The organism is Methylobacterium sp. 77 (genome assembly GCF_000372825.1).
In the GTDB taxonomy this organism is placed as follows: Bacteria; Pseudomonadota; Alphaproteobacteria; order Rhizobiales; family Beijerinckiaceae; genus Methylobacterium.
The window spans coordinates 2,006,164-2,020,033 of sequence record NZ_KB910516.1 but is presented as its reverse complement, the minus strand read 5'-3'; the positions used below and the strand labels follow the sequence as shown (position 1 = coordinate 2,020,033).

Below are 13,870 nucleotides of genomic sequence, written 5' to 3'. Positions count from 1 at the left end.
CTTTCCTATCCCGGTCCATCCCCGCAAGGGGAAAAGACCGCGCGCGCTCGACCACGGTATGACGCCATGATCCTCTCCAGCATGACGGGTTTTGCCCGCGCCAACGGCACAACTGGCCCGGTGCAATGGGCCTGGGAGGTCCGCAGCGTGAACGGCCGAGGGCTCGACGTGCGCCTGCGCGTGCCGAACGGCCTCGAAGCCCTGGGGGAGGTGGCCCGCACCGCCCTGCAGAAGACCCTCGCCCGAGGCCAGTGCCAGCTCTCGCTCAACCTCACCCGGCCCGAGGCCAGGGCGCGGGTGCGCATCAACGAGGCGCTGCTGGCCGAACTCGCCGCCGCCACCGCCCGCGTGCCGCGCCCGGAGGGCCTCGCCCCGGCCTCCCTCGACGGGTTGCTCGGCATCCGCGGCGTCATCGAATCCGAGGAGGAGCCGGCGGCGGAATCCGACAGCCTCGCCCACGACCTCGCCGAGGGCGTGGTCCGGCTCGTGGCCGACCTCGTGGAGGCGCGCCGCGCCGAGGGGCGCCAGCTGCGCGCCATCATTGAGGGCCAGCTCGTCGCCATGTCCCGCCTCACCGAGGCCGCCGAGACCTGCCCCGGCCGCCAGCCTGAGGCGGTGAAGGCCCGGCTCTCCGCCAGCATCGCCGCGCTGATGGAAGCTGGCGGGCTCGACCCCGACCGCCTGCACCAGGAGGCCGTCCTCATCGCCGCCAAGGCCGATGTGCGCGAGGAACTCGACCGCCTGCGCGCCCATCTCGACAGCGTCGGCGAGTTGCTGGGCACCGGCGGCGCCATCGGCCGCAAGCTCGATTTCCTTGCCCAGGAACTCGGCCGCGAGGCGAATACCCTCTGCGCGAAGGCCGGAGACATCGCACTTTCACGGATCGGACTCGACTTGAAGGCCGTGGTGGAGCAATTCCGCGAGCAGGTTCAGAACGTCGAGTAGGTTATTTCCACCATGCAGGGCACGACGATCGGACGGCGCGGGTTCATCCTCATCCTGTCCTCGCCCTCGGGGGCGGGAAAGACCACGTTGACGCGCGCGGTGGCCAGCGACCCGAAATGGGGGCTCGACCTCTCGATCTCGGTGACGACGCGCCAGCGCCGCCCCTCCGAGATCGACGGCAAGCACTACAATTTCATCGACCGCGAGGCCTTCGACGCCCTGCGCGGGGCCGACAACCTGCTCGAATGGGCCGAGGTCCACGGCAATTTCTACGGCACCCCGCGCCGTCCGGTGGAGAAGGTGCTGGGCGCCGGCCGGGACATGATCTTCGACATCGACTACCAGGGCACGCGGCAGGTGCGGGCGAAGCTCGCCGAGGACGTGGTGACGGTGTTCATCCTGCCGCCGAGCCTCGCCGAGCTGCGCCACCGGCTGGAGCGGCGCGCCGAGGATTCGCCGGAGACCATCGAGAAGCGCCTCGCCAATTCCCGGGTCGAGATCCAGCGCTGGAACGAGTACGATTACGTCCTCGTCAACGACGATCTCGACGACGCATTCCACGCATTGAAGGGCATCCTCACGGCCGAACGCCTGAAGCGCGCCCGGAACACGGGGCTCTCCGACTTCGTCGACGGGCTTCTGGCCGAACCCGACACGATCGCCTGACGAGCGCAGCGCGATGATGCCGACGGACGCCCCCGCCCACGACATCCGCTTCGCTCAGACCTGCCCGATCCTGCGTATCTTCGACGAAGACAAGGCGCGCGAATTCTACCTCGGCTTCCTCGGCTTCACCCTCGATTGGGAGCATCGCTTCCGCGAGAACTTCCCGCTCTACGCCCAGGTCTCGCGCGCGGGCCTGGTCCTGCATCTGAGCGGCCATCACGGCGACGCCACGCCCGGCTCGACGACCTTCGTCCGGATGGCGGGCATCCATGCCTTCCAGCGGGAACTGAGCGCCAGGAACGACAAGCACACCAAGCCGGGGGTGGAGAGCCTGCCCTGGGGTCTGGTGATGACGGTGACCGACCCGTTCGGCAACAGCCTCCGCTTCTGCGAGGCTCCGGCGTCTCCGTAGGCGTTCGACAGCCTTCGTCCGCGACCCCGCGCAAGACCCGCGGGCGTCGTCAGACGCGCGGCGCTATTACCGTGGCGCGCCGGGCTTCCAGGGTCTGCCACAGCATCAGGGACGGCAATCCGAGCACCACGTCGGGCACGCGCTTGGCGAGGGACAGGGCGATGGCGGTGCCGGGATCGATGCCGAACAGCCCGCCGACCAGGACGAACCCGCCTTCCTGAACCCCGAGCCCGCTCGGCACCGGGAAGGCCGCCGATTTGATGGCCTGGCTCAGGGCCTCGATGACGATCACCTCGGTCGGGCCGAGCCCCTCGACGCCCATGCAGGTCAGCGCGATCCAGATCTCCACCGCACCGAGCATCCAGGCGAGCAGGTGCAGGACGAAGCCCTGGAAGAGCAGGGGCCAGCGTCTCGGTGCCCAGACCGTATCGAGTGCGCCGTGCACACCGGCATCGGCAGCGCCGGAAACGGTGGTCGAGGCGCAAGTCGCCTGCGCTGAGCCAAAAGCCGCCTGCGCTGAGCCGGAAGTAGCCTGCGCAGGGTCGGGAGCTGCGTCCTCCTCGTCGCGCAGGAAGCGTCGTCCGAGTTCGGCGATGCGGCGCTCGACGCCGAGGATCAACGGGCTGCGCTGGAAGACGAAGAAGGCGGCGAGGAGAGCGGCGGTGACGCCCAGCGCCCGCAACGCCCAGGCCGCGAGGGAGGCGGCAGACTCGCCCTCCATCTGCATCAGCAGTGCGACGCCGATGAGGACGAACACGGCCTGCGTACTGACCTGGATCAGCATGTCCACCAGGATCGATGCCGCCGCGAGTTTCCCCGGCACGCCCCAGAAGGTGAGGAGACGCCCGCCGACCACGTCACCGCCGACGGAAGCGACCGGGAGCAGCACGTTGATCCCGTCGCGCACGAAACGGAGGATGAGGAAGGCGCCCGCCTCGGCGGTGGACGAGAGGCGGTGCAGCACCCGTTCCCAGGCGACGCCGCAGAGGGTCAGGACGACGATGCGCATCAGCACGATGCCGCCGAGACCGAGGATACCGATCCGCCCGAAGGCATCGGCCACCGAGGCGAGATCATGGGTCGCCACCAGCCAGATCGCCAGGACGAGGCCGAGCACCGTGCCCAGGACGGGCAGGTAGCGCAGGATCGATCGTCCGATTCCCATACGGGCGGGGGGAGGTGCCACGACGCGGGGGGTCAAATGCCTGAGCCTCCGGAAAAGACGAGCGCCAAGGGCGACGATCCTGTCTGCTCGGCGGTTACCGCATCCGGCATGGTGCCCGCCACGAAAAATCGGTCTCGGACCGGGCCTATCGCGGCATTGGGGCTGAAATCGGAGGTCGCTTCACTCGAACCTGCGGGCGGCCGGATAGACCGTATCGAGGGTCTGCGCGGCGTCGCCGTCGGGATCGATGAGGACGATACGGTTGCGCGACAGGCTGAACGAGGTCGCGACCGCCACGAACTTCTTCGGGCAGGGGCCGAGGCAGCCCGTCGAGACCACGCGGGTCACCCGGCCGAGGCCGCGCCGCTTGACCTCGCGCTTCAAACGGCCCCGGATCTCGTCCTTCTTCAGGCCGACGCGCTTGGTGCATTTCGCGCAGACCAGGACGATGTCGGAATAGCCCGACTTCGCCGTCCGCACGGTGGTGTTCGTCTCCTGCTTTGCCAAATCCGAATGCCCGCCCCGTTTCGGGCGAACCGAGGAACGGGCCGCCGTCACACCCTCACCTAGTCAAAGGAGCGGGGAGCGGCAACGGCGCGCGACGGTTGGCCCGGCCCCGGTGCTTTAGCCATAGGCCGCCACGGCACGGACGGCGCCGGGCTCGGCAACGCTGATGCCGGCATCGACATACTCGTTGAGCTTGTTGCGTAGGGTGCGGATCGAGATGCCGAGGATCTTGGCGGCATGGGTGCGGTTGCCGAGGCAATGGTCGAGGGTGTCGAGGATGAGCTCGCATTCCACCTGCGCCACCGTGCGCCCGACGAGGCCGCGGGTCGCGGCTTCGGCGACCTGCGCGGCGCGCTCCACCGGCCCGGCGGAACGGGCGAAGGACTCGCCTTCCGGCGTCGAGATCGCGTCGGCGTCGATCTCCGACCCGCTCGCCAGCAGAACGGCCCGGTGGAGGGTGTTCTCGAGTTCGCGCACGTTGCCGCGCCAGGGGTTCTCCCGAATGATGCCTTGCGCCTCACGGCTCAAGGCACGGACTGGCATGCCGTTCACCTCGGCGTATTTCTTGGCGAAATGCGTGGCCAGTTCGAGGATGTCGGCCGGGCGCTCGCGCAGCGGCGGCAGGCGCAGGTGCACCACGTTGAGGCGGTAGAACAGATCCTCGCGGAAGGTGCCCTTGCGGACCTCGTCGAGGAGGTTGCGGTTGGAGGTGGCGAGCACCCGGATATCCACCTTGACCGAGCCGGTGCCGCCGACCCGGTCGATCACCCGCTCCTGCAGGGCGCGCAGCAGCTTCGACTGCAGTCGGACATCCATCTCCGAGATCTCGTCGAGGAGCAGCGTGCCGCCATTGGCCTCCTCGAACCGGCCGATCCGGCGGGCGACGGCGCCAGTGAAGGCGCCCTTCTCGTGGCCGAACAATTCCGATTCCAGCAGAGCCTCGGGGATCGCGGCGCAATTGACCGACACGAACGGCCGGCTCGCGCGGGTCGACTTCATATGGACGTGGCGGGCGAGCACCTCCTTGCCGGTGCCGCTCTCGCCGGTGATCAGCACCGAGGCCTCCGAACGCGCGACCTGCTCGGCGAGCTTCACCACCTTCTCCATGGAAGCGTCGCGCCAGACGAAGGCGCGCCCGTCCTCGGAGACGGCCTGGAGCACGGCGGCGATCAATTCCGGATCGGGCGGCAGGGGGATGTATTCGCGGGCGCCGGCCTGGATCGCGGCGACCGCCGCCTTGGCATCGGTGGCGACGCCGCAGGCGACCACGGGCGTACGGATCCGCTCGTCGGCGAGCGCCGTGACGAGTTCGCGGATCGGCTGCCCCACGTCGATCATGACGAGGTCGGCGCCCTTGGCGCGCAGTACGGCGAGGCCCTGCGCCACCCCGTCCGCATGGGTCACGGCGGCCCCGCGATTCATGGCGATCTTGGAGGCGGTGACGAGTTCGCCGCTCAAGCGTCCGATGATGAGTAGCCGCATGGTCTAGGATCCTGTGTCGGTGGGGGCCTCGCGCCGAAGCGCGGCGGGCGGGATCAGTGGTCGCTCTTGATGATCTCGGTCATCGTCACGCCGAGGCGATCCTCGACGAGGACGACCTCGCCGCGGGCGACGAGCCGGTTGTTGACGAAGATGTCGATGGCCTCGCCGACTTTGCGGTCGAGCTCCAGCACGGCCCCCGGCTGTAGCCGCAGCAGATCGCCGATCGGCATGCGCGACGAGCCGAGCACGGCCGAGACCACCACGGGCACGTCGAAGACCTGTTCGAGGTCGGCGGCGCTCTTCGGGGTGGTGGGCGCTTCACGGATCGATTCGGAGCCGAGGCCGTCGAAGGACGCTTCGATACCATTGAGCTGCGGCAGGCTGAAATCGTCGGACATCGTGGGCTTTCAGGTTCGGGACGCGGCGAAGGCGATCGTCGACGGATCAGGATTAGAGAGGGTGGCCGATGGCTTCGAGAACGGCGGCCTCGATGCGGGCGCGGTCGCGCACGACGCCGCCATCCGCCCATTCCATGCGGGCATCGCCGGGGGCGAGATCGGGCTCGCCGAGGACGATGAGGCGTCCCTCGAAACCGCGCTCGCGGGCGAGCCCCTTCACCAGGGCCTCGGCATCGTCCACCAGCCCGTCATTCACGCGGACCACGAGATGCGGCACGCCGCGCAGATGCTGCAGGGCGGCGCGCGCCGCGTCGCCGATGGCCGCCAGCGGCTGGGTGTCGAGGGCATCGCCGGCGATGCGGCGCGCCAGGGACACGGCGAAGGCCAGGGCCTCCTCCTCGCGGGCCGTATCGCGGGCATCGGCCTGACCGATGAGGCCGGCCGCGGCGAGACCGACGCGGGTGAGGGCATCGGCCATGCGGGCCTGGGCCTGGGCTTCCGCCTGGGCGCGTCCCTCCTGGACGCCGCGGGCATGGGCCTGGGCCACGGCCTCGGCCAGGGCGGCCGCCTCCTTCGGCGAGGCGGTCGCGCCGTCGCGAGGGCGGAAATCGGTGTCGAAGAGGAAGCGGCGGGCGTTCAATAGACGAGCTCCTCTTCGCCGCTGGACTTGGCGATCATGATCTCGCCCTTCTCGGCCAGTTCCTTGGCGAGCTCGGTCATCTTGGCCTGCGCCTCGTCGACATCCTTGAGGCGGATCGGCCCGAGAGAGCCCATCTCGTCGGTGATGTTCTTGGCCGCGCGGGTGGACATGTTCTTCAGGAAGAAGTTGCGGACGCGCTCGTCGGCGCCCTTGAGAGCGCGGCACAGGGTGTCGTTGTCGACCTTGCGCAGCAGCGTCTGCACGCTGCCCGCATCGAGCTTGAGCAGATCCTCGAAGGTGAACATGAGCTGGCGGATCTTCTTGGCCGAGCCGCGATTGGCCTGGTCCAGGGCCGCGAGGAAGCGGCCTTCGGTCTGGCGGTCGAAGGCGTTGAACACGTCCGCCATCAGTTCGTGCGCATCGCGTCGCGTCGTCTGCGCGATGGTGGAGACGAACTCGACGCGGAGGGTCTCCTCGATATGGCGCAGGGCCTCCTTCTGCACCGTCTCCATCCGCAGCATCCGGTTGAGGACGTCGATGGCGAAATCCTCGGGCAGGATCGTCAGAACCTTGGCGGCGTAGTCGGGTCGCACCTTCGACAGCACCACGGAGACGGTCTGCGGATATTCGTTGCGCAGGAACGAGGCCAGGATCTCGGGGTCGATCTGCGTCAGGCTCGCCCAGACGCGCTTGCCCGAGGCGCCCTTGATCTCCGCCATGATCGAGGAGACCTGCTCGGTCGGAAAGATCTTGAGCAGGAGCGATTCCGTCCGCTCGAAATTCGAGGTGATGCCGCCGCCGGACGAGAGCCGCGAGACGAAATCCACGATGAGCCGCTCGACGGTCTCGGCTTCCAGCGAGCCGAGCTGGACCATGGCGTGCGAGACCATCTTCACCTCTTCCTCGTCGAGCATCTGCCAGATCGGCGCCCCTTCGGTCTCGCCGAGGAGGAGGAGGAGGGCCGCCGCACGCTGCGCGCCGGTCATGGCGCTCAGGCCGACCTTGCCGCTCTCCTGATCCGCTCCGATGGTCAACCCCGAGGCCATGCCCTCAATCCCTTTCCGCTGTTACCGGTCCTGGTCCCGTCGCCGCCGCTCCCGTGCCGGATGCGGCTTCCGTCTCCCTTGCCCTCAACTGTCGTGGATCCAGTTGCGCAGGACCTCGACGGTCTCGCTCGGGCTGCTGCGGACCATGTCGACGACCCTCTGGACCGTCTCCGCCTGCACCTTTCCGTTGAGCTGCGCGAAGTCGACGAGGCGGGCGGTGGGGTTGTCGCGCGGAGCCAGCATCTGATCGAGGACCGGATCGCCCGTGGAGATCGACGGCCCCGCGACCATGATGGCGGGGACGGGTTCGGCGGTGAGGACGCGGCGCACCAGGGGACGCACGACGGCGAGAAGGACGATCACCGTCAGAAGGAACAGGACGGTCAGTTCGACCACCCGCATGATGTCCTCCTTCGTCGGGGCCAGCAGCGACTGGACGAGGGAAGGCTCGGTGAACTCGGCCGGTGCCGGTGTCTCGGCAAAGCGCAGGTTGACGACCTCGACCTGGTCGCCGCGGCTCTTGTCGAAGCCGATGGCGGTGCGGACCAGGGTGGCGATCCGCTCGATCTCGCCGGCCGGGCGCGGCTGGTAGACCGGCTTGCCGTCGGCTCCGGGCGCGTAGGCGCCGTCCACCAGAACCGCCACCGAGAGCCGCTTCAGGCGCCCGCCTTCCTCCACCACCGTCTTGGTGACGCGGGAAATCTCGTAATTCGTGGTTTCCTCGTCCTTCTTGGACGTGTCCTTCGGTCCGGCATTCTGGCTCTGCTGGGTCGCGCCCGGCAGTTCGTTGCCGACCGTCACGGCGCCCTCGGCGCCTCCGGTGAGCGCGCTTTCGCTGCGGGTCTGGGTCGAGCGGACGACCTTGCTCTCTGGGTCGAAGGTTTCCGAACGGCTCTCGATGCGGTTCCGGTCGAGTTCCGCCGTGACCTGAACCCGCGAGCGGCCGGCGCCGACGATGCCGGCCACGATCTCCTCGATCTGCGACCGCAGGCGGCGCTCGAGCCCGACCTGCTTCTCCTCCAGGCCGGAGCCGGTCTCGGCCTCGGCGCCACGGGCCCCGTCGGCCAGCAGGCGGCCACGCTCGTCGACGATGGAGATCCGCTCCGGCTTCAGGCCCTCCACCGCGGAGGCGGCGAGATGGCGGATCGCCCGGACCTGGGACGGATCGATGTCGCCCACGAGCTTGAGGACGATGGCGGCGCTCGGCATTTCGCGGTCGCGCTCGAACAGGCGGCGCTCGGGCATCACGAGATGGACGCGCGCCGCCTGGACCCGGCCGATGGCGCGGATCGAACGGGCGAGTTCACCCTCCAGGGCGCGCAGGTGATTGACGTTCTGGACGAAGTTGGTGGACGAGAACGCGTCGCCCTTGTCGAAGATCTCGTAGCCGACGCCTGTGGCGCTGGGCAGGCCCTTGCCGGCGAGATCCATGCGCAGGCGCGGCAGGTCGGCGCGCGGTGCCAGGATGGTCTGTCCGGCATCGCCGCGCGTCTCGTATTTGATCCCGCGCGCATCGAGGTCGCGGATGACGGCGCCGGAATCCTGCATCGACAGGTCGGCGAACAGGACGCCCATATCGGGCTTCGACACCCGCAGGATCACGAAGGCGAAGAAACCGACCAGGGTCAGCGTCACGGCCACCATGGCCGCGAGCCGCGCCGGTCCCAACTTCGTCACCAGTTCGAGAACCGACTTCACGACGCGACGTATCCACCCGAACCGGAGCGACGGATGGGCCGCGCTCGCTCGGCAAAATTTGCCCAGGCCGTGGTTAGCGTCCGGTTAACGAATGGTGTCGCGGATCAAAAAGGCCGACGCCGGGCGACCTTTTCGATGGCCTGCGACAGGAGCGGACATACTTGATCAGACGTCGCCTCTCTCGCGCCGGACCCCGAAAACGAAAGAACCGCGCCCTGGGAAGGGGCGCGGTTCTTTGTTCGGAACGACCATTCGTCGAAGGGTACCATCGGCATCCGACGCGGATGCCGACCCGTTTCGACGTCAGTGGCGGTAATGCTGGATGCGGGTGGTACGTAATCCGGCAAGGCCGTGCTGGTCGATGGAGAACTGCCAGCTCAGGAATTCCTCAGTGGTGAGGGTATAACGCTGGCAGGCCTCCTCGAGACTGAGAAGACCGCCGCGGACGGCTGCGACGACCTCCGCCTTTCGGCGGATGACCCATCTTCTGGTCGTGGTCGGCGGAAGATCGGCGATCGTCAACGGACTGCCATCTGGCCCGATGACGTACTTGACTCTCGGGCGGCTTGGTTCGGTCATGATACGCTCTACAACTCGACTGACCTGTCGAGCTTGGAAGCTACTTGCGCCCGCTTAAGATATGTTGAAGCGGATCGATTGCATCTGATTCGTTTTTTCCAGGATCATGTGGACAACCCCGTTCCGATGTTCTGCACGCTCGAGATCGGCACCCGTAATTTGCCGATCAGCAGGACCGGCGACGTGCCGCTGAGGTCGACGCCGTCGACCTTTCCGGCGACTTTGGTGTCGACGTTGACCTTGGCCCCGGTGGCGTCGATGGCATCGACCTTGATCGAGTAGCTGCCATTGGCGGAGGTAAAGCCGGAGGTGGACCGCCCATCCCAGGTGAAGCTCTGTGCACCTTCGCTGAGGGTCTTGGTCTGCGTCGCGACCACGTTGCCCTTGGCATCGGTGATCGTGATCGCCGCCTGCTTGGCGGCCCGCGACGGTGTCAGCGTCCAGGTTGCGGAACCGTCCTTGAGGTCGGCGACCTGCCCATCCGCCGTAACCGTCTGACCGACGAAGCTCGTGGCGGAGGCCGCACTTGCCGCTTTCGAATTGCTGAGGATCGAGTCCAGCCGGTCGTTCGATTTCAGCTGCTGTTCGACGCCGGCATATTGCACGAGCTGCTGCGTGAACTGGTTGGTGTCCAGCGGATCGAGCGGGTTCTGGTTCTTCAGCTGCGTCGTCAGCAGGGTGAGGAACTGCTGGAAATTGCCGGCGATCTCCTGCGAGGTGCCGGTGGCCGTCTTCGTGCTGGACGTCGAGGACGTGCTCGTGGTTCCCGTGATGCCGGATGTCATGGCGCTCTCCTCAGATACGGATGTCGATGCAGGCGAGGCCGCGCAGCATTCGCAGCGGCATGGCATCGATGGACGGGCGTGGGTCTTTCAGGTCGGAACCGGGTCCGCCGGAGGGGCCTCCGCGGCCGCTTCCGCCCTCCTGCTCGGTGCCGCGGCGTCCGTCGGAGCCGGTATCGCTGCGCAGGGACAGGTTGATGCTGGTGTCGCCGGTATCGAAGCCGGCCTGCGACAGGGCCTGCTGGAGATTGCCGGCATCGCGCTGGAGAAGCGCCAGGGTCTCGGGCCGGTCGACCACCAGATGGGCGGTGACGGTGCCGTTGTCCTTGTCGATATCGAGATTGACGTCGATCCGCCCGAGATCCTTGGGATCGAGGCGGATCTCGAACCGGTTCGACCCGGCGAGCGACCGCAACCCGATCGTCATCGGCACCGCGCCGAGCGGCACCGGCGCGGATTGAGCCTGAGTCGGTGCGGCGCCGGAATCGGGGGTCGGTGCGACGGCGTTCGCGGCCGGCGCGGATGCGGAAGCGGTCGGCGCAGCGGCGACGAAATCACCGAAGGAGGCGGTCGCGACCGGCGCGAGCGCCTCGAAGGCCTTGCCGACCGACGCATCGCCATCGGATGCCACCTTCGCATCGGTTTCGACGACGGGCACCACATTCTGCTGGGCGGCCTGCTGGGCGGCGCTACCCGACGGCCCGAAGACGTGGGCCGGGGCGGCTTCGCCCGCACCCGGCGAGAATGTGCCGGTCCGGGCCTGGATCGTGGCTGCATTCGCCGGAGGCGGCGCGATGAGTAGACCCGGCAGCACCGCAGGCGCCTCCGCCAGGGCCGACTTGTCCGAGGTCTCGCCGTCGGTCTCGTCCGCGGAAACCTCCGTGTCCTCGGTCTCGCCCGGTGTTCCCACGACCGCACCGGCTTCCTGAGCAGCCTGCGCCTGGACCGTGACGGGCGCTCCCATCGCGGCATTCGGGGCGGGCGCCTGGACCTTTACCGCCTGAGGGACAGCGGGGGAGGGCCCTGCGTCAGCCTTCGCCGGGGCGGGAGCAGGCCGTGTCGCCTCTCCCGATGATGGGGCGTTCGATTCGGTGGCCCGCTTGGCCTTCGACGCGGAATCGGCCGGCCTGGGCGCAGCAGCCTCGCGCTCGGGACGAGCCTCCCGCTCGGCCGGTTTCGGTTCCGCCTCCCGACGCGGCATGGCCCTTTGAGCCTGCTCGCGCGGCACATCCAGTGGTCGGCGCGCTGCCGGGGCCGGGTCGCGCTCCAGAACGGCGAAGGCTTCGCGGCTCGTCGCGTCGAGTCGGGAGGTCGTGGCGGGACGCGCGGCCGTCATGGTCGCGGAGCGCACCGGATACTCCATCTTGGTCGACGTCAGGGCCATCAGGCACACTCTCCTCTGACCCTCTCCGCGCAAGGTCCGAGCCAGATGCCGCTTTGCGCAAAGCCTTGACGGAGAACGATAATTTTTATGGACAGAGGGATCGTCACGGCGCGGCTCGGCGGAAACGGCCGTGACCCGGCAAGATCTGCCGGGCACGACGCTCCGAGGTGCGGGAACGGGCGACCCCGGCGCGCCTGGAAGTTCGGCGTCAGGATCGCTATAGACTCGGCGTGAGCGGGCATTGCGGCCTGCCGGCGAACCCGTGACGTGATGAACTCCCTCGACCTACCCAAGGCCCCGCACGAGACGCGTGTCGTCGTCGCCATGTCCGGCGGCGTGGATTCGTCCGTCGTGGCCGGCCTGCTGAAGCAGCAGGGCTACGATGTCGTCGGGATCACGCTCCAGCTCTACGATCACGGCGCTGCGGTCCATCGCAAGGGCGCATGCTGCGCCGGGCAGGACATCCACGACGCGCGCCGCGTGGCCGAGACCCTGGGCATCCCGCACTACGTGCTCGATTACGAGGACCGGTTCCGGGAATCGGTGATCGACCGTTTCGCGGAGAGCTATCTCGCCGGCGAGACGCCGATCCCGTGCGTCGAGTGCAACCGCTCGATCAAGTTTCGCGATCTTCTCGCTACGGCACGCGACCTCGATGCCGACGTGCTGGCCACCGGCCATTACGTGGCGAGCCGGCCCCTGGAATCGGGCGGTCGCGGCCTCTACCGCGCCCTCGATCCGGCCCGCGACCAGAGCTACTTCCTCTACGCGACGACGCGCGAGCAGCTCGATTTCCTGCGCTTTCCCCTCGGCGAACTGCCCAAGGACGAGACGCGGCGCCTCGCCCGCGAACTCGGCCTCGCCATCGCCGAGAAGGCCGACAGCCAGGACATCTGCTTCGTGCCGCAGGGGCGCTACGCCGACGTGATCGCCAAGCTGCGGCCGGATGCGGCGCGCGCGGGCGACATCGTCGATCTCGACGGCCGCGTGCTCGGCCAGCACGAGGGCATCATCCATTACACGGTCGGCCAGCGGAAGGGCCTTCGCCTCGCCGTCGGCGAACCACTCTACGTGATCCGGCTGGAACCGTCATCGGCCCGCGTGGTGGTCGGCCCGCGCTCGGCCCTCGCCACCAGCCGCATCCGCCTCGACGACCTGAACTGGCTCGGTGAAGCGCCGTTCGGCGAGGTCGAGGACATGCCGGTGGCCGTCCGCGTCCGCTCGACCCGCGAGCCGCGTCCGGCCTTCCTGACCTTCGCCCCGGGCGGAGCGAGCGCCGAGATCGTTCTCGCCACGCCGGAGGACGGCGTCTCGCCGGGCCAGGCCTGCGTCATCTACGTCGATGAGAACCCGCGCTCGCGCGTGCTCGGCGGCGGCACCATCCGGCGCATCGACGCGTTGGCAGCCGGAGCGGCGCAAGACGCATCGATCCGAGCGGCCTGAAACCGCCGCCCGAGACACCACCCTTCCCATCCGCAGGATCCAGAGACGATATGCTGAGCGAGCCGCAGGCCGGTCCGAGCACGGCCCTGATGCGCAAGGCCTATGCCCGCTGGGCACCGGTCTATGACGTCGTCTACGACAAGCTCACCGAGCCCGCCGCCCGCGACGCGGTGATGGCCGCGACCGCCTGCGGGCCGCGCATCCTCGAGGCGGGCGTCGGCACCGGCCTGTCCCTCGGCTATTATCCAGCCGGCAGCTTCGTCTGCGGCGTCGATCTCTCCGAGGACATGCTGAAACGCGCCCGCACCAAGGTGCTGCGCCGCCGGCTCAGCCATGTCCGCGGCCTTCAGGTGATGGATGTATGTCGCCTCGGCTATGCCGATGCCAGCTTCGACGCGGTGGTCGCCCAGTTCCTCATCACCCTGGTCCCGGACCCCGAGGCCGCGCTGTCGGAATTCCTCCGTGTGGTGCGTCCGGGCGGCGAGATCGTGCTCGCCAACCATTTCGGCCAGACCAAGGGCGCCGTCGCCAAGGTCGAGGAGATCGTGGCGCCGCTCTGCACCAAGATCGGCTGGTCCTCGGCCTTCAAGTCGACGCGGATCGAGGCCTGGGCACAGCGCAACGGCGTCGAGTTCATCGGCGTCTCGCCGACCTTCCCGGGCGGCTTCTTCAAGATCCTCCGGATGCGGAAGGCCGGCTAATCCGGCGCGGCGAAAACGGGCC

Annotated in this window: 15 protein-coding genes; 5 read left to right on the top strand and 10 right to left on the bottom strand. The window is 68.4% G+C overall.

Annotated features, from left to right (window positions below):
• The first annotated feature begins 66 nt into the window (after nt 1-66).
• Genes A3OK_RS0109590 through A3OK_RS0109580 form a run of 3 tightly spaced genes read left to right on the top strand, consistent with a single transcriptional unit; the run spans nt 67 to nt 2,023 of the window.
• The gene (locus A3OK_RS0109590) at nt 67-945 is read left to right on the top strand and encodes a YicC/YloC family endoribonuclease (RefSeq protein WP_019904654.1); all 879 of its coding nucleotides are present in this window, start codon (nt 67-69) and stop codon (nt 943-945) included.
• 12 nt (nt 946-957) lie between these two features.
• A complete protein-coding gene (gmk, locus tag A3OK_RS0109585; RefSeq protein ID WP_019904653.1) occupies nt 958-1,611 on the top strand; it encodes a guanylate kinase in 654 nt (217 codons plus the stop codon).
• A 13-nt stretch (nt 1,612-1,624) separates the two neighbouring features.
• A complete protein-coding gene (locus tag A3OK_RS0109580) occupies nt 1,625-2,023 on the top strand; it encodes a glyoxalase superfamily protein (protein ID WP_019904652.1) in 399 nt (132 codons plus the stop codon).
• A gap of 49 nt (nt 2,024-2,072) precedes the next feature.
• Here A3OK_RS0109580 and A3OK_RS0109575 read toward each other — a convergent pair whose 3' ends face one another.
• The 10 genes from A3OK_RS0109575 to A3OK_RS23300 all read right to left on the bottom strand — a co-directional run bounded on the left by A3OK_RS0109575 (nt 2,073) and on the right by A3OK_RS23300 (nt 11,704).
• Nucleotides 2,073-3,188, bottom strand: coding sequence for a lysylphosphatidylglycerol synthase domain-containing protein (locus A3OK_RS0109575; RefSeq protein WP_019904651.1), 1,116 nt, complete (start codon nt 3,186-3,188; stop codon nt 2,073-2,075).
• A 180-nt stretch (nt 3,189-3,368) separates the two neighbouring features.
• Nucleotides 3,369-3,668 (bottom strand): (2Fe-2S) ferredoxin domain-containing protein, encoded by a 300-nt coding sequence (locus tag A3OK_RS0109570; protein WP_245259335.1) that lies wholly within the window; start codon nt 3,666-3,668, stop codon nt 3,369-3,371.
• A 144-nt stretch (nt 3,669-3,812) separates the two neighbouring features.
• On the bottom strand, nt 3,813-5,177 hold the full coding sequence (locus A3OK_RS0109565) for a sigma-54 dependent transcriptional regulator (protein WP_019904649.1): 1,365 nt from the start codon (nt 5,175-5,177) through the stop codon (nt 3,813-3,815).
• Nucleotides 5,178-5,230: 53 nt separating this feature from the next.
• Complete coding sequence (gene fliN, locus A3OK_RS0109560; RefSeq protein WP_019904648.1) at nt 5,231-5,575, bottom strand: flagellar motor switch protein FliN; 345 nt, start codon at nt 5,573-5,575, stop codon at nt 5,231-5,233.
• Between the two features lie 52 nt (nt 5,576-5,627).
• Nucleotides 5,628-6,215, bottom strand: coding sequence for a FliH/SctL family protein (locus tag A3OK_RS0109555; protein ID WP_019904647.1), 588 nt, complete (start codon nt 6,213-6,215; stop codon nt 5,628-5,630).
• A complete protein-coding gene (gene fliG / locus A3OK_RS0109550) occupies nt 6,212-7,201 on the bottom strand; it encodes a flagellar motor switch protein FliG (protein WP_245259424.1) in 990 nt (329 codons plus the stop codon). Before fliG ends, A3OK_RS0109555 begins: the two co-directional genes overlap by 4 nt.
• A gap of 144 nt (nt 7,202-7,345) precedes the next feature.
• Complete coding sequence (gene fliF / locus A3OK_RS0109545) at nt 7,346-8,959, bottom strand: flagellar basal-body MS-ring/collar protein FliF (protein WP_019904645.1); 1,614 nt, start codon at nt 8,957-8,959, stop codon at nt 7,346-7,348.
• A gap of 303 nt (nt 8,960-9,262) precedes the next feature.
• Complete coding sequence (locus tag A3OK_RS0109540; RefSeq protein ID WP_018044452.1) at nt 9,263-9,538, bottom strand: DUF1153 domain-containing protein; 276 nt, start codon at nt 9,536-9,538, stop codon at nt 9,263-9,265.
• Between the two features lie 104 nt (nt 9,539-9,642).
• Entirely contained in the window at nt 9,643-10,323 is a 681-nt protein-coding gene (locus A3OK_RS0109535; RefSeq protein WP_019904643.1) for a flagellar hook capping FlgD N-terminal domain-containing protein, read from the bottom strand.
• 10 nt (nt 10,324-10,333) lie between these two features.
• Nucleotides 10,334-11,704 carry a flagellar hook-length control protein FliK gene (locus tag A3OK_RS23300; RefSeq protein ID WP_019904642.1) on the bottom strand — a complete coding sequence of 457 codons (1,371 nt, stop codon included), beginning with the start codon at nt 11,702-11,704 and terminating at the stop codon, nt 10,334-10,336.
• Nucleotides 11,705-11,974: 270 nt separating this feature from the next.
• Here A3OK_RS23300 and mnmA point away from each other — a divergent pair, with 270 nt between their 5' ends.
• The gene (mnmA, locus tag A3OK_RS0109525; RefSeq protein WP_019904641.1) at nt 11,975-13,147 is read left to right on the top strand and encodes a tRNA 2-thiouridine(34) synthase MnmA; all 1,173 of its coding nucleotides are present in this window, start codon (nt 11,975-11,977) and stop codon (nt 13,145-13,147) included.
• 50 nt (nt 13,148-13,197) lie between these two features.
• A complete protein-coding gene (locus A3OK_RS0109520) occupies nt 13,198-13,848 on the top strand; it encodes a class I SAM-dependent methyltransferase (RefSeq protein WP_019904640.1) in 651 nt (216 codons plus the stop codon).
• Nucleotides 13,849-13,870 lie beyond the last annotated feature (22 nt).